Below are 15,500 nucleotides of genomic sequence, written 5' to 3' on the forward strand. Positions count from 1 at the left end.
TGACTCGTCGGCTCTCGTGCATCCGCATGTCTGCATGTGGTAAGCGCGGAGTCGATCAAGGTAGTCGATTCGAAGGGCGAAGCGTGGCCAAGAAGCAAGGTGCCATCGAGATCGAGGGCACTGTCGTCGAGTCTCTTCCGAACGCCATGTTCAAGGTTGAGCTCCAGAACGGCCACCAGGTTCTGGCACACATCAGCGGCAAGATGCGTATGCACTACATCCGCATCCTCCCTGACGACAGGGTCGTGGTGGAGTTGTCTCCGTACGACCTGACGCGTGGCCGGATCGTCTACCGGTACAAGTAGATCTTGCCTGGGCCCCGTTTCAGCGGGGTGATGGCACTGACCCGGAGAACCTCACCATGAAGGTCAAGCCGAGCGTCAAGAAGATCTGCGACAAGTGCAGGGTGATCCGCCGTCACGGCCGGGTCATGGTCATTTGCGAAAACCCGCGCCACAAGCAGCGCCAGGGCTGACGCACGACCGCACCTTCTGCACCCGCAGAACTTCGCGCGACGCACGAACATGTTCATACGCAGAGCCCGGATCCACTGTGCGCAGTGATCCGACACCCCCGGTCGGAGGCCGGGGACCCGGGTCGTACCGAATCTTCGAGGTGTTCACCTCGGAAGACGACGGCGGGCGGGAGCCGGTTCTGTGGAAGACCTCCGAACGACAACTGGAGCCATTGAATGGCACGCGTTTCCGGTGTTGACATCCCGCGCGAAAAGCGCGTGGAGGTTGCCCTCACCTACGTGTTCGGCATCGGCCGAACCCTCTCGCAGAAGACGCTGGCCGACACCGGCGTCAACCCCAACACCCGCGTCCGTGACCTCTCCGAGGAGGAGCTGGTCCGGATCCGCGAGTACGTGGACAACAACTTCAAGACCGAGGGTGACCTCCGCCGTGAGGTTCAGGCCGACATCCGCCGCAAGGTCGAGATCGGCTGCTACCAGGGTCTGCGCCACCGTCGTGGCCTGCCCGTCCACGGCCAGCGCACCAGCACGAACGCTCGTACCCGCAAGGGCCCGCGTCGCGCCATCGCCGGCAAGAAGAAGCCGGGCAAGAAGTAGTCCTCAGCGGACAACGCTTCATCAGCGGTCTTCGCTGTAGGACCGACCACCTCCCCGTAGGAGTTATAGATGCCCCCCAAGGGTCGTCAGGGCGCTGCCAAGAAGGTGCGCCGCAAGGAAAAGAAGAACGTCGCTCACGGCCACGCGCACATCAAGAGCACGTTCAACAACACCATCGTCTCGATCACGGACCCCTCGGGCAACGTGATCTCCTGGGCCTCCGCCGGCCACGTCGGCTTCAAGGGCTCGCGCAAGTCCACTCCGTTCGCCGCGCAGATGGCCGCCGAGTCGGCCGCCCGTCGCGCGCAGGAGCACGGCATGCGCAAGGTCGATGTCTTCGTCAAGGGTCCGGGTTCCGGTCGTGAGACCGCCATCCGTTCGCTGCAGGCGACCGGCCTCGAGGTCGGCTCGATCCAGGACGTGACGCCCACGCCGCACAACGGCTGCCGTCCGCCCAAGCGCCGTCGCGTCTGACGCACGGTTGTCTTAGTTTTCCTGGGTTCGGGCGGTACGGCTCTTCGGAGGCGTGCCGCCCGTACCCTTGCAGTACCAGCAGGGCATCAAATAGTGGGTGCCCATGACTGAAGGATCGCAGCATGCTTATTGCCCAGCGCCCGTCGCTGACCGAAGAGGTCGTCGACGAATTCCGCTCCCGGTTCGTGATCGAGCCGCTGGAGCCGGGCTTCGGCTACACCCTCGGCAACTCCCTCCGTCGTACGCTCCTCTCCTCGATCCCCGGTGCCGCTGTCACCAGCATCCGGATCGACGGCGTCCTGCACGAGTTCACCACCGTGCCCGGTGTCAAGGAGGACGTCACCGACCTCATCCTCAACATCAAGCAGCTGGTCGTCTCCAGCGAGCACGATGAGCCCGTCGTCATGTACCTGCGCAAGCAGGGACCCGGTCTCGTCACCGCCGCCGACATCGCCCCGCCCGCCGGTGTCGAGGTGCACAACCCCGACCTCGTCCTCGCCACGCTCAACGGCAAGGGCAAGCTGGAGATGGAGCTGACCGTCGAGCGCGGTCGCGGCTACGTCTCCGCCGTGCAGAACAAGCAGGTCGGTCAGGAGATCGGGCGCATCCCGGTCGACTCGATCTACTCGCCGGTTCTCAAGGTCACGTACAAGGTCGAGGCGACGCGTGTCGAGCAGCGCACCGACTTCGACAAGCTGATCGTCGACGTCGAGACCAAGCAGGCCATGCGTCCCCGTGACGCCATGGCGTCGGCCGGTAAGACCCTGGTCGAGCTGTTCGGTCTGGCGCGCGAGCTCAACATCGACGCCGAGGGCATCGACATGGGCCCGTCCCCGACGGACGCCGCCCTCGCCGCTGATCTCGCCCTGCCGATCGAGGAGCTTGAGCTCACCGTTCGGTCGTACAACTGCCTCAAGCGTGAGGGCATCCACTCCGTGGGTGAGCTCGTGGCGCGGTCCGAGGCGGACCTGCTCGACATCCGTAACTTCGGTGCGAAGTCCATCGACGAGGTCAAGGCCAAGCTCGCGGGCATGGGTCTTGCGCTCAAGGACTCGCCTCCCGGGTTCGACCCCACCGCTGCCGCGGACGCCTTCGGTGCGGACGACGACGCGGACGCCGGGTTCGTGGAGACCGAGCAGTACTGAGCCGTTCCGCGAGATCGCTTCGCTGGATCGGTTGAGTTCTGGCTGCGGGTGCGCTGTGGCTGGTCGCGCAGTTCCCCGCGCCCCTTCCAGGGCGCCTCTTCGAGGCTGCCCTGGATCTTCGACAGGCGATCGCCTGCTCGGACACTGACCTCGGTACCTGATACGGCCGGGGCAGACACCTAGGAGAAACACCATGCCGAAGCCTGCCAAGGGCGCCCGTCTGGGCGGCAGTGCCGCGCACGAGAAGCTGCTCCTCGCGAACCTCGCGAAGTCGCTCTTCGAGCACGGCAAGATCACGACCACCGAGGCGAAGGCCCGCCGGCTGCGGCCGTACGCCGAGCGTCTGGTCACCAAGGCGAAGAAGGGCGACCTTCACAACCGCCGTCAGGTGCTGTCGATCATCACGGACAAGAGCATCGTGCACACGCTCTTCACCGAGATCGGCCCGCGCTACGAGAACCGCCCGGGTGGCTACACCCGTATCACCAAGATCGGTAACCGTCGTGGCGACAACGCGCCCATGGCGATCATCGAGCTGGTGGAGGCCCTGACCGTGGCCCAGCAGGCCACCGGTGAGGCCGAGGCGGCGACGAAGCGCTCCGCGAAGGACGCCGAGGTCGAGACCAAGGCCGAGGAGACTCCGGTCGAGGACGCCAAGGTCGACGTGGCCAAGGGTGACGAGGCTGCCGAGGAGTCCAAGGACGCGTAAGCGTTCCGCGGGGGACTGTTTGTCGGCGGCTGCGGCTTCGTCGTGACTGGTCGCGCAGTTCCCCGCGCCCCTACGGGGGCTTGCTTGAGTGGGTCCGTTCCTTTTCAGGAGCGGGCCCGCTTTCGTGTTCCTGAGAGGATTTCTGGGTGAGTGACGAAGTGGCGGCCGGGCATGTGCGGGTCCGGATGGACGTCTCGTACGACGGGAGCGAGTTCTCCGGGTGGGCCAAGCAGGCCAGTGGCCGCAGGACCGTGCAGGGAGAGATCGAGGACGCGCTGCGGACCGTCACGCGGTCGGGCGGGACGAACTACGACCTGACCGTGGCCGGGCGGACCGATGCCGGCGTGCACGCCAGAGGGCAGGTGGCGCATGTCGATCTGCCCGAGGAGCTGTGGGCCGAGCACCAGGAGAAGCTGCTCAAGCGGATGGCCGGGCGGCTGCCCAAGGACGTACGGGTGTGGGCCCTGGCCGAGGCGCCGAGCGGGTTCAACGCGCGGTTCTCGGCGATGTGGCGGCGGTACGCGTATCGCGTCACCGACAACCCCGGCGGGGTCGACCCGCTGCTGCGCAGCCATGTCCTGTGGCACGACTGGCCGCTCGACGTCGACGCCATGAACGAGGCGGCCCGGGGGCTGCTCGGCGAGTACGACTTCGCCGCCTACTGCAAGAAGCGGGAGGGCGCGACGACCATCCGTACGCTCCAGGAGCTGCGGCTCGAACGGGGGGAGGACGGTGTGATCACTGCCACCGTGCGGGCCGACGCCTTCTGCCACAACATGGTGCGGTCGCTGATCGGGGCGCTGCTCTTCGTGGGGGACGGGCACCGCGGGGCCGACTGGCCGGCGAAGGTGCTGGCCGCGGGTGTGCGGGACTCCGCGGTGCATGTGGTGCGGCCGCACGGGCTGACCCTCGAAGAGGTCGGGTATCCGGCCGACGAACTGCTCGCCGCGCGGAACAAGGAGGCACGCAACCGACGGACCCTGCCGGGGGCCGCGTGCTGCTGAACACCCGTGGATACTGCTGAGGAGCCCCGCCCCCGCCTCGCAAATCGCCCCTTGTGGACCTCGGTGAAATCAAGCCGTAACACGGATGTTGGCGCCTTATATCGGATGTAGGGCGTCATGTCTGACTTACTTCCTCACGCGAATCTTACGAACCTCTTGAAACTCGGTTATAGTTTCGCGGCCCGGCCTGTTGTTCGAATGGGGTGGCCGGGCAAGGGGTGGGGATCATCGGGCTTCTGCATGCCCGGGGGTGGGTTTTTTCATGACATCAGTAGGTCCTGTGCGGACCGGGGGGCGGCGCAGCACGCGCCGGACCGGGAAACGGAGGGCTGGGCGCGGCGGCCAGGCATCGCTCGGGCTGCTGCCTCTGCCGCCGACGGAGAGGGAGAAGTACTCCTACGCCAGACGGCACCTGTGGATCCTGACGATCAGTTCGCTGATCAGCTTCTGCTGTCTGATCATGAGCCAGTTCAAGCTCGCGCAGTCGACTCCCGTGCTGTGGATCTACACACCGCTCCTCGTGTTCACGGTGATCTACTACCTGATCTCGCTGCGGGTGAACGGCTTCACCCGGGACTTCGACATCAAGCACCACCGGGCGCTGGTGGCGAACTGGCGGCCCGCGATCTACCCGTCGGTGGACGTCTTCCTGCCGGTGTGCGGCGAGCCCATCGAGGTCCTGCACAACACCTGGACCCATGTGCGGGCGATGGCCGACCGCTATCCCGGTGTCTGCGTGCCCTTCGTGCTCGACGACGGCGCGAGTGCCGACCTTGAGGCGATGGCCCACGACTTCGGGTTCCGTTACGGGACCCGGGAGAACCGTGGCTGGTTCAAGAAGGCCGGCAACATGCACTTCGGCTTCGAGCAGTCGGACGGGGAGTTCGTCCTCATTCTCGACGCCGACTTCACCCCGCGCGCGGACCTGCTCGAAGAGATGCTGCCGTACATGGACGAGAACCCGAAGACCGGGATCGTCCAGTCGCCGCAGTACTTCCGTGTCCTGGACTCGCAGAACTGGATCGAGCGCGGCGCGGGCGCGGTGCAGGAGCTGTTCTACCGCTCCGTGCAGGTCTCCCGGCAGGGCAGCGACGGCGCGATCTGCGTCGGCTCGTGCGCCATCTACCGGCGGGCGGCGCTGAACGACAACGGCGGCACGACGCTGATCGAGCACTCCGAGGACGTTCACACGGGCTTCGACCTGCGCGGCCTCGGCTGGGACCTGCGGTACATCCCCGTCGCCGTGTCCACGGGTGTGTGCCCGGACAGCGCGGGCGCCTTCTTCAACCAGCAGTACCGCTGGTGCTCGGGGTCCATGAGCCTCATGGGCAGCAGGAAGTTCTGGCAGCGGAAGATCAAGTTCTCCAGCCGGCTCTGCTACATGTCGGGCTTCTTCTACTACATCCACACGGCGCTGTTCACGTTCGCGGCGCCCGTGATCCCCGTCGTGCTGCTGCTGATGATGCCGGACAAGCTGAAGGTCGAGCATCTGCTCCTGGTGCTGCCGAGCATCCTGTACACCACGATCATCTTTCCGATGTGGCACAAGGCCCCCTACCGCCTGGAGGCGTGGGCGGCCCGCATGATGTACGGCTGGGCGCACTTCTTCGCGATCTACGACATCCTGCGCAAGAACCGCATGGGCTGGCAGCCCACCGGTTCCGCCGGCGCGAAGAAGAACAAGACCCGCCGCTTCTGGATCGGCATGTGGGTCTGGGGCGGCGGTACCGCCCTGATCTGGGTGGGCGCCGCGGTGTGGCGGCTCTTCACGATGAACGCCCCCGACTTCGCCCTCATCCTTTCCACCGGACTCTTCTACGCCCTCGTCGTGGGCCGGGTCCTGGTGCAGCCCCGAGCGGAGAGCGCCGTCTGATGTTCCTGACACGTGTACGTACGACCGTGGCCGGCTGCGCGCTGGCCCTGTCCGCGCTGCTCACGCTGAGCGGCTGCTCCCTGCTCGACGACTCCGGTACCTCGGCCTCGTCCGAGGGCGGTGTCTCGCAGGGCGCGGGCGAGGACGCGCAGGGCACGGACGCCGACCTCCCCTACGACGTGATGCCCCTGCTCAAGCCCGCGAACAAGTTCTTCGGCGCGGCCGTCGACGGGGCGCCGAACTCGATGAAGGGCGTCGACGCCTACACCGCGATGACCGGCAAGCAGCCGAACCTCATCGAGTACTACGCGGCCTGGGGCGACGGCTTCGACGCCCGGGGTGTGCGCAACGCCTGGGCCGAGGGCGCGCTGACCCTGGTCTCCTGGGAGCCGTTCGACGTCACGCTCGCCGACATCGCGGCCGGTGAGAAGGACGCGTACCTCAAGAAGTACGCGGCCTCGGTGCGCAAGCTGAACCTGCCCGTCGTGATCTCCTTCGCCGACGAGATGAACGGCCACTGGGAGAAGTGGGGCACCAAGTACGTCACGCCGAAGCAGTACGTGGCCGCGTGGAAGCACATCCACGACACGTTCACGGACGCCGGCGCCTCCAACGTCATCTGGGCCTGGTCGCCCAACATCGTCAACCCGGTCGAGAGCGTCGAGCTGGAGCCGTACTACCCGGGCGACGGCTATGTCGACTGGGTGGGCGTGATCGGCTACTTCACGCTCGAAGAGGACAACGCCTACCAGAGCGTCTTCGGGCCGACCCTGGACGAGATCCGGACCTTCACGAAGAAGCCGACGCTGATCCTGGAGACGGCCGCCGAGCCGGGCGAACGCCGCCGGGCCGACGTGCGGAACCTGTTCGCCGGGGTCGCGGCGGACGACGACATGCTCGGATTCGTGTGGTTCGACCACAAGAAGCGCGCCGACTGGCGGCTGAAGGTCAGCCCGCTGGCCCTCAAGGAGTTCAAGCGACTGGCCGCCGACGACGTGTTCGGCTTCGACGTTCGGAAGCCGTGATGAATCGCAGCCAGAACCATCAGTACGACGGCCGGCCGTACGGGGACCAGCAGCACGGGCATCAGCAGTACGGGGACCGGTTCGGGGACCCGTACGCCGATCCCTACGCCGATCCTTACGGGGAGAGCGACTCGGCCTCCTGGTTCAACTCCGACGGGCAGCCCGCGCAGGGCCATGGGTACGGCACACGGACCGCGTACCCGCAGCAGCACGGTCAGCAGCAGTACGTGCCGGGGATTCCCGAGCAGCGGCAGCACGAGGACCAGCCGACGTACGCACTGCACACCGTCGAGGAGACGCCCGCCGAGCCCTCGTACCACATCCCTGTCACGCCCGAGGCGGGCTGGGACATGGCGGCGAGCCGGCGACGGGCCTGGGTCAGCCGGGCCGTGCTGCTGTGCATCCTGCTGATCCAGACGGTGCTGTCGCTGCGGCTGTCCAACACGGCGTTCCAGGACGAGGCGCTGTATCTGGCGGCCGGGCACGCGGAGCTGGACCACCTGCTCAACGGCACCCCGCTGCCCATCGACTACGCCGCGTACTTCTCGGGATCGCCGCAGCTCTACCCGGTGCTCGCGGCGCTCGTGGACGGGCAGTTCGGGCTCACCGGCGCGCGCGTGCTCAGCCTGGTCCTCATGCTCTTCACCACCGGGCTGCTGTACTCGTTCTCGCGGCGGATGTTCAACGAACGGGCCGCGCTCGCCGCCGCCGCGCTGTTCTCGGTGGTCCAGTCGACCGTCGTCATGGGCTTCTTCGCGACCTACGACGCGGCGGCGGTGTTCCTGCTGGCCCTCGCCGTCTGGATCGTCGTCCGTACGAACCGGGCGCCGGCCTACGCGGTGCTGCTCGCCGCGCCCGTCGCGGTCCTCGCGGTGGGGGTGAAGTACGCGGCGGCGCTCTATCTGCCGACCATCGTCGTGCTGGCGCTGCTGACCGCCTGGCCCTACCGCGGGGCCAGGTCGGCCGTGCTGCGCATGCTGCTGCTCGGTCTCGGCATGGGCGCGCTGGCCGGGATCGGTATGTACACCACCGATCTGCTCGCGGGCATCCAGCAGACCACCACCAACCGTGCCCACGGCACCGACAGCGCGGCGTTCCTGCTGCAGCGCTCGGCCGAGTGGGGCGGACTGATGTTCCTGGCGGCGGTCGGCGGCGCGATCTCGTACGTCCGGCGCAGCCGGATGAACGAGTCGCCGCTGGCGCAGCGGCTCGGCAACCCCGGCTGGCGCTGGCGCGCCCTGATGGGGCTGCTCCTGTGCGGCACGGCCGTGCTGGCATCGGCGTACCAGATCCATCTGGGCACCGTGGTCTCGCTGTTCAAGCACGTCGGCTTCGGGCTGCTCTTCGCCGCCCCGATGGCGGGCGTCGGTGTGACACGGCTCGTCGGCGCGCACTTCCGCTATCCGCAGCTCGGCATCATGCTGTGGACGGCCGTGCTGTGCCTGGGCATCTCGCAGGCGGACTGGCGCTTCGGCGTCTGGCCCGACTCGTCGAAGATGATCCGCACGATCCAGTCGCACGTGGACGACAAGGGCCACTACCTCAGCTCCACGCCCGAGGTGCCCGTCTACTACCTGCGCGACAAGACCGACCACAGTCAGTGGCAGAGCGTCTTCGGCATGGAGTACAAGGCCAAGAAGGGCACGTACTACACCGGCGACGAGGCCTATCGCGCGGCGCTGCGCGACGGCGAGTTCGATCTGATCGTCCTCGACGGGATCACCAACCCGCGGGTCGACGACGTCATCGCCGGGGCCGTCAGGGGCAACCCGCACTACCGGCTGCTCGCCGACGTGCCGTGGCGCAACTCCAGCGGCACGGGGACCTACCGGATCTGGATCAAGACGTCCTGAAAACGTCCTGAAGCCGTCCTGGACGCGGCCGTTCCCCCTGTCCCGCGCTGGGTCCACCAGCTGACTCTTCCGTACGAAAGGCAGTGCCATGCGGCTCACCGTCATCGGCACCGGCTATCTCGGTGCCACCCACGCCGCCTGTATGGCGGAGCTCGGGCACGAGGTGCTCGGGGTCGACGTCGACCCGGAGAAGGTCGCCGCCCTGCAGGCGGGGCGGGTGCCGTTCCACGAACCCGTGCTGCCCGAACTGCTCGCCCGGCACACGGCGAGCGGGCGGCTGCGCTTCACCACGTCCTACGAGGAGGCCGCGGCCTTCGGCGAGGTGCACTTCCTCTGCGTGGGCACCCCGCAGAGGAAGGACTCCGAGGGCGCCGACCTGCGGTACGTGGACTCGGCGTTCGCGTCGATGGCCAGGTACGCGGGCGAGGGCGCGCTCCTGGTGGGCAAGTCGACCGTGCCCGTGGGCACGGCCCAGCGCCTCGCGGACACCCACACCGGCGTGGAGATCGCCTGGAACCCGGAGTTCCTGCGCGAGGGCTTCGCCGTCGAGGACACCCTGCGGCCCGACCGGCTGGTCCTCGGCATCGGCTCCGAGCGCGCCGAAACGCTGCTGCGCGCGGTGTACGCGCCCGTCATCGACGCGGGAACACCGGTGGTCACCGCCGACTTCCCGACCGCCGAGCTGGTCAAGACGGCCGCGAACGCCTTCCTCGCCACCAAGATCTCGTTCATCAACGCCATGGCGGAGGTGTGCGAGGCCGCGGGCGGCGATGTCTCCGTACTCGCGGAGGCGATCGGCCACGACGACCGCATCGGGAAGAAGTTCCTGCGGGCCGGCGTCGGCTTCGGCGGCGGCTGCCTGCCCAAGGACATCCGGGCCTTCGCGCACCGCGCCGACGAGCTGGGGGTGTCCCTGGCGTTCCTGCGCGAGGTCGACGCGATCAACATGCGGCGCCGCGACCGGGTGGTCGAGCTGGCCCGCGAACTGTGCGGGGGCACGGTTCTCGGGGCGCGGATCGCCGTGCTCGGAGCGGCCTTCAAGCCGGACTCCGACGACATCCGCGACTCGCCCGCGCTGAACGTGGCCGCCCGCTTGCACCTCGGCGGTGCTGATGTCACGGTCTACGACCCGGCGGCGATGGACAACGCCCGCAAGGCGTATCCGTTGCTCGGGTACGCGCTGTCGGCCGAGGAGGCGCTGCGCGGAGCCGATCTCGTGCTGCATCTGACCGAATGGCCGCAGTTCCGCGAGCTCGCTCCCGAGCGGGCCCGCACCTTGGTCTCCCGTCCACGGATCGTGGACGGCAGGGGGACGCTCGACATGGCCACATGGGCCGCGGCGGGCTGGGAGTTCCGGGCGCCGGGTAGACCCGCGCCGGGTGGGGAGGGTTAGGGACATGACGTACGAGACATTCGGCGACGTGCGCGTCACGATCGTGATGCCCACGTACAACGAGGCCGCCAATCTGCCGAGAATGGCCGAGGCGGTGCTTCAACTGCCGCTCAACGGGCTGCACTTGAAGGCGGTGGACGACTCCAGTCCGGACGGTACGGGCCGGATCGCCGAGGAACTGGCGGAGAAGTACAACGCGGACGGGCGGCGCCGGATGAGCGTGCTGCACCGCACCGAGAAGGACGGGCTCGGGCGCGCGTACGTGGCGGGCATGACCGCCGCGGTCGACGAGGGCGCGGAGTACGTGGTGCAGATGGACGCCGACGGCAGCCATCCCGTGGAGGCGGTGCCGCGCATGCTGGGCACCGCCGTGGCCACGGAGGTCGGGCTGGTCATCGGGAGCCGGTATGTCGAGGGGGGCTCGCTCGACGAGGACTGGGGGGCGCATCGCGTGCTGTTGTCGCGGTTCGCGAACCGGTACGCGCGGACCGTGCTCGGCACGAAGATCCGGGACATCACCGCGGGGTTCAACCTGTGGTCCGCGCGGGCGTTGAACGACGTGGATCTTTACTCGCTGGACAGCGCGGGGTACAGCTTTCAGGTCGAGCTGAAGTACAAGGCCGTTCGGGCCGGGCACAGTGCGGTGGAGATTCCCATTCGGTTCGAGGAACGGACCGAAGGGGTTTCGAAGATGACTCTTCGTACGCAGCTGGAGTCGGCGTTGGTGCCGGTCAAGTTGCGTCTCAAGAGGGACTGACCTCCGGGCCTTGGCCTGGCCTTGGCCTCCGGCCGGGAGGGGTGCCGGGGGTGGGTCGTCGGGTGCGGGCCGGTGGGGGCCGGTCGCGCAGTTCCCCGCGCCCCTTGGGGGCCTGCGGCCCCGTAAAGGCAAAAGATTGCGCCGTTCCCCGCGCCCCTTATCCGTTGGCTGCCGCTGAAGCCTGGGCCTCGCCTCTGCGGCGGATTTGGCGGAAGGTGAATTCGGCCAGGTCGTCGCCTGTGGTGAAGACCTTGGCGTCCTTCTCGGTGACGTCCTTGGCGTTGGTGAAGCCGGCGACCGTGAAGTAGGCGTAGCGGCCGTACGAGTTCGTCGTCGAACGGCAGATCGCCGAGCGGCAGAAGACGGGGACGCCCTCACCGGTGAGGGACTGGACGACGCTCTGCTTGTCGGCGTCGGTCTTCGCCCTGAGCGCCTTCGCCTCGTTGTCGAAGACGGCCACACCGACGGTGACGGCCACCCCGTCCTTCGAGTACGTGACGCGCATGAGGCGGGTGCAGTCGTTCTTGGTGAGGACCGGGCCGAGCGTGCCCTGGGCCGCCGACGCGCAGTTCTTCGTGGACGCCATCGCGCCCTTCTTGTAGACCGTCTCGCCCATCGTCAGCTGGGTGCCCGGGAAGAGGATGTCCGGCGCGAGCGTCGCGGTGTCCTTCTTCACATCGGATATGAAGTCCTTCGGGTCCAGCGGCGGCGGCGCGGAGGTCGCCTCGAAGGACGGACCGGTCCCGGCGGTGTCCGAGGGGATGTCCGCGGAGGCGGGCAGCTCGGAGGCCGGTTTGTTGGAGGCCTGATCCTTGCCGTCCGCCGACACCACGGCCACCGCGACGGCCGCGCCCACGGCGATGGTGGCCAGGGCGCCGCCGCCGACCAGCATCCACCTGCGACGCCGGTTACGCGTTTCGGACGCCTCGGCCAGCGCCGCCCAGTCGGGAGACCGATTGCTCCACTGCGGCGGCTGAGAACCCGATCCCCCGGAACCCCACTGGGGTCCCCCCTGCCCAAAGCTCATGGGCCGCATCTTAGACGGGACAAGGGGACAAGGGATCCGCTGGTCCTCTCCCGCAGCACTCGAAGCACTGATGTGTCAAGCCCGAATGAGAGCAAAGTGAGAGCAAGGGGGCATCTCAGAGGCCTCGGGTACGCTCGGACCCGGTGAGCGCCTGCCCTCCGGCACGCGTTTTGACCCGTACGGGCCACCGAAGGTATTCTTGCGGTTCGTTATGTGTATTGGCTTGCTCATTCTCACGTGAGGGGCCCTTACACCGGTCCACCGGGCCGATGACCAGCGGCAGGACTCGGTTGCGTCCCGATGTCCGCCAGGGCTGTCGTGCATCGTCCGTGGTGGCCCATTGTCAGGACCCACTCACTGAAGAAGCGAAGGCATGACCGTGCGTACGTTCAGCCCCAAGCCCGGCGACATCACTCGCCAGTGGTACGTCATCGACGCCCAGGATGTCGTCCTGGGTCGTCTGGCCACCACTGCCGCGAACATCCTGCGGGGCAAGCACAAGCCGATTTACGCCCCCCACGTCGACGCTGGTGACTTCGTCATCATCATCAACGCCGACAAGGTGCACCTCTCCGGCAACAAGAAGACCCAGAAGCTGGCGTACCGCCACTCCGGTTACCCGGGTGGTCTGCGCTCCGTCCGTTACGACGAGCTGCTGGCGAAGAACCCCGAGAAGGCCGTCGAGAAGGCCATCCGGGGCATGATCCCCAAGAACACCCTGGGCCGTCAGGTGCTCTCGAAGCTGAAGGTCTACTCGGGCGACCAGCACCCGCACGCTGCACAGCAGCCGGTGCCGTTCGAGATCACCCAGGTCGCGCAGTAGTTCCGGCCACCACCCCCCTAAGACTGAACAGAATCTGAGGAGAATCGTGGCCGAGACCACCGTTGAGCAGCCGGTCGAAGAGACCGAGGCTGTCGACATCGAGAGCTACACCACCGAGTCCGAGGCCCCCGTCGTCGAGGGCGAGTACACCTCGGAGTCGCTCGCGGGCCGCTTCGGCGACCCGCAGCCGGCCGCCGGCCTGGGCCGTCGCAAGAACGCCATCGCCCGCGTCCGGATCGTCCCGGGCACCGGCAAGTGGAAGGTCAACGGGCGCACGCTCGAGGACTACTTCCCGAACAAGGTGCACCAGCAGGAAGTCAACGAGCCCTTCAAGGTGCTCGAACTCGACGGCCGCTACGACGTTGTCGCCCGTATCTCGGGTGGCGGCGTCTCCGGTCAGGCCGGTGCCCTGCGCCTCGGCGTGGCCCGCGCGCTGAACGAGGCCGACGTGGACAACAACCGCGGCGCCCTCAAGAAGGCCGGTTACCTCAAGCGTGACGACCGTGCGGTCGAGCGCAAGAAGGCCGGTCTCAAGAAGGCCCGTAAGGCCCCGCAGTACAGCAAGCGCTAAATCCCGCTCGCTGTTTGCACGACTCGCCCCGGCGGCACGTTCTGTGTCGCCGGGGCGTTCGTTTATCACGATCTGTGGCACAACCTGTGGCACCGCTCGTGGGTCAGAGGCTGTGGGGTACCCGGTGGGGCACGTGTCGCGTGCCCCGGTCGGGTGTCGCAGCCGCGTGCCGCGGCCTTTCGGCCACAGCCTGGGAACAGGCGTGGGAGACAGACAGGCCCGGGGGATATACCTGACGTGTGCCGGGCCGGGGCGGGACCTTCGGCCGAGCCGCACATGGTGGCGTACGTGGCCGTACGTGGCGCACGTGCAGCACATGGTGTTGCACGCCGTGTCGCACATTCTGATCAAGACTGATCGAGCCTGAGCAAGTTCGGAGGACACCAGTGGGACGACTCTTCGGGACGGACGGCGTACGTGGTGTCGCCAACGCGGATCTGACGGCAGAGCTCACGCTCGGCCTCTCCGTGGCGGCGGCGCACGTACTGGCCGAAGCGGGAACCTTCGAAGGCCACCGGCCGACGGCGGTGGTCGGACGGGACCCGCGTGCGTCCGGGGAGTTCCTGGAGGCCGCCGTGGTCGCCGGCCTCGCCAGCGCCGGAGTGGACGTGCTGCTCGTCGGCGTCCTGCCGACCCCCGCCGTGGCGTATCTCACCGGCGCCCTCGGCGCCGACCTCGGTGTGATGCTCTCCGCGAGCCACAACGCCATGCCGGACAACGGCGTCAAGTTCTTCGCCCGCGGCGGGCACAAGCTCGCCGACGAGCTGGAGGACCGGATCGAGTCCGTCTACGAGGAGCACCGCACCGGCGCTCCCTGGGACCGGCCGACCGGCTCCGGCGTCGGGCGCGTCCGCTCGTACGAGGAGGGCTTCGAGAAGTACGTCGCCCACCTCCTCGCCGCCGTTCCGAACCGCCTCGACGGCCTGAAGGTCGTCCTCGACGAGGCGCACGGCGCTGCCGCACGGGTCTCGCCCGAGGTCTTCACGCGCGCGGGCGCCGAGATCGTCACGATCGGCGCCGAACCCGACGGCCTCAACATCAACGACGGCTGCGGCTCCACCCACCTCGGTCTGCTCAAGGCCGCCGTCATCGAGCACGGCGCCGATCTCGGCATCGCGCACGACGGTGACGCGGACCGGTGCCTCGCCGTGGACCACACCGGTGCGGAGGTCGACGGGGACCAGATCCTGGCCGTGCTCGCCCTCGCGATGCGGGAGCGGTCCGAGCTGCGGTCCGACACCGTGGTCGCCACGGTCATGTCGAACCTCGGGTTCAAGCTGGCCATGGAGCGTGAAGGCGTGTCCCTCGTACAGACCGGGGTCGGTGACCGGTACGTGCTGGAGGAGATGAAGCGCCACGACTACGCGCTCGGCGGTGAGCAGTCCGGGCACGTGATCATCCTGGATCACGCGACCACCGGGGACGGGACGCTGACGGGGTTGCTGCTGGCGGCCCGGGTCGCGCAGACCGGGCGTACGTTGCGGGAGCTCGCGTCCGTGATGGAGCGGTTGCCGCAGGTGCTGATCAATGTGCCCGATGTCGACCGGTCGCGGGTGTCCACGTCCGCGGAGCTGGCTTCCGCCGTGGCCGAGGCCGAGCGGGAGCTCGGCGCGACCGGGCGGGTGCTGTTGCGGCCCTCCGGGACCGAGCCGCTTGTGCGGGTCATGGTCGAGGCTGCTGATATCGATCAGGCTCGGTCCGTGGCGGGGCGGCTTGCTGACGCGGTGAAGTCCGCGCTCGGCTGAACCGGGGGTTTTGTTCTGGGCCCCGGGCC

16 protein-coding genes are annotated in these 15,500 nt (G+C 67.9%); 15 read left to right on the plus strand and 1 reads right to left on the minus strand.

Translation table 11 applies throughout. From position 1 onward, the window contains the following. The first annotated feature begins 83 nt into the window (after positions 1-83). The 12 genes from infA to ACFVH5_RS07260 all read left to right on the plus strand — a co-directional run bounded on the left by infA (position 84) and on the right by ACFVH5_RS07260 (position 11,305). A complete protein-coding gene (gene infA / locus ACFVH5_RS07205; protein ID WP_003948620.1) occupies positions 84-305 on the plus strand; it encodes a translation initiation factor IF-1 in 222 nt (73 codons plus the stop codon). A gap of 56 nt (positions 306-361) precedes the next feature. Then, positions 362-475, plus strand: coding sequence for a 50S ribosomal protein L36 (rpmJ, locus tag ACFVH5_RS07210; RefSeq protein WP_003998809.1), 114 nt, complete (start codon positions 362-364; stop codon positions 473-475). A 216-nt stretch (positions 476-691) separates the two neighbouring features. Further along, on the plus strand, positions 692-1,072 hold the full coding sequence (rpsM, locus tag ACFVH5_RS07215; protein WP_107022207.1) for a 30S ribosomal protein S13: 381 nt from the start codon (positions 692-694) through the stop codon (positions 1,070-1,072). Between the two features lie 69 nt (positions 1,073-1,141). Then, the gene (rpsK, locus tag ACFVH5_RS07220) at positions 1,142-1,546 is read left to right on the plus strand and encodes a 30S ribosomal protein S11 (protein WP_003956432.1); all 405 of its coding nucleotides are present in this window, start codon (positions 1,142-1,144) and stop codon (positions 1,544-1,546) included. A 122-nt stretch (positions 1,547-1,668) separates the two neighbouring features. After that, entirely contained in the window at positions 1,669-2,691 is a 1,023-nt protein-coding gene (locus tag ACFVH5_RS07225) for a DNA-directed RNA polymerase subunit alpha (RefSeq protein ID WP_003966937.1), read from the plus strand. Positions 2,692-2,884: 193 nt separating this feature from the next. Continuing rightward, complete coding sequence (rplQ, locus tag ACFVH5_RS07230) at positions 2,885-3,400, plus strand: 50S ribosomal protein L17 (protein WP_385832570.1); 516 nt, start codon at positions 2,885-2,887, stop codon at positions 3,398-3,400. 146 nt (positions 3,401-3,546) lie between these two features. Continuing rightward, on the plus strand, positions 3,547-4,404 hold the full coding sequence (gene truA / locus ACFVH5_RS07235; RefSeq protein ID WP_385832571.1) for a tRNA pseudouridine(38-40) synthase TruA: 858 nt from the start codon (positions 3,547-3,549) through the stop codon (positions 4,402-4,404). A 457-nt stretch (positions 4,405-4,861) separates the two neighbouring features. Then, complete coding sequence (locus ACFVH5_RS07240; RefSeq protein WP_385832602.1) at positions 4,862-6,277, plus strand: glycosyltransferase family 2 protein; 1,416 nt, start codon at positions 4,862-4,864, stop codon at positions 6,275-6,277. After that, entirely contained in the window at positions 6,277-7,302 is a 1,026-nt protein-coding gene (locus ACFVH5_RS07245) for a glycoside hydrolase family 26 protein (RefSeq protein WP_385832572.1), read from the plus strand. The genes ACFVH5_RS07240 and ACFVH5_RS07245 overlap by 1 nt, the downstream gene beginning before the upstream one ends. Next, positions 7,302-9,155, plus strand: a complete 1,854-nt coding sequence (locus ACFVH5_RS07250) for an ArnT family glycosyltransferase (RefSeq protein WP_385832573.1) — start codon at positions 7,302-7,304, stop codon at positions 9,153-9,155. The genes ACFVH5_RS07245 and ACFVH5_RS07250 overlap by 1 nt, the downstream gene beginning before the upstream one ends. A gap of 88 nt (positions 9,156-9,243) precedes the next feature. Next, positions 9,244-10,548 (plus strand): UDP-glucose dehydrogenase family protein, encoded by a 1,305-nt coding sequence (locus ACFVH5_RS07255; protein WP_385832574.1) that lies wholly within the window; start codon positions 9,244-9,246, stop codon positions 10,546-10,548. Positions 10,549-10,552: 4 nt separating this feature from the next. Then, positions 10,553-11,305: a polyprenol monophosphomannose synthase gene (locus tag ACFVH5_RS07260; RefSeq protein WP_385832576.1), complete on the plus strand. Its 753-nt coding sequence runs from the start codon at positions 10,553-10,555 to the stop codon at positions 11,303-11,305. A gap of 157 nt (positions 11,306-11,462) precedes the next feature. Here the strand turns inward: ACFVH5_RS07260 and ACFVH5_RS07265 are convergent, their stop codons facing one another. Continuing rightward, positions 11,463-12,332: a hypothetical protein gene (locus ACFVH5_RS07265; protein ID WP_384801278.1), complete on the minus strand. Its 870-nt coding sequence runs from the start codon at positions 12,330-12,332 to the stop codon at positions 11,463-11,465. 379 nt (positions 12,333-12,711) lie between these two features. Between ACFVH5_RS07265 and rplM the strand changes: the two genes are divergently transcribed. The 3 genes from rplM to glmM all read left to right on the plus strand — a co-directional run bounded on the left by rplM (position 12,712) and on the right by glmM (position 15,471). Further along, a complete protein-coding gene (gene rplM, locus ACFVH5_RS07270) occupies positions 12,712-13,155 on the plus strand; it encodes a 50S ribosomal protein L13 (protein WP_369233862.1) in 444 nt (147 codons plus the stop codon). A 46-nt stretch (positions 13,156-13,201) separates the two neighbouring features. Continuing rightward, positions 13,202-13,726 (plus strand): 30S ribosomal protein S9, encoded by a 525-nt coding sequence (gene rpsI, locus ACFVH5_RS07275; protein WP_107022214.1) that lies wholly within the window; start codon positions 13,202-13,204, stop codon positions 13,724-13,726. Positions 13,727-14,112: 386 nt separating this feature from the next. Continuing rightward, positions 14,113-15,471, plus strand: coding sequence for a phosphoglucosamine mutase (glmM, locus tag ACFVH5_RS07280; RefSeq protein ID WP_384801281.1), 1,359 nt, complete (start codon positions 14,113-14,115; stop codon positions 15,469-15,471). Positions 15,472-15,500: the final 29 nt, after the last annotated feature.

Source organism: Streptomyces sp. NPDC127119, from assembly GCF_042677425.1.
Classification (GTDB): Bacteria; Actinomycetota; Actinomycetes; order Streptomycetales; family Streptomycetaceae; genus Streptomyces.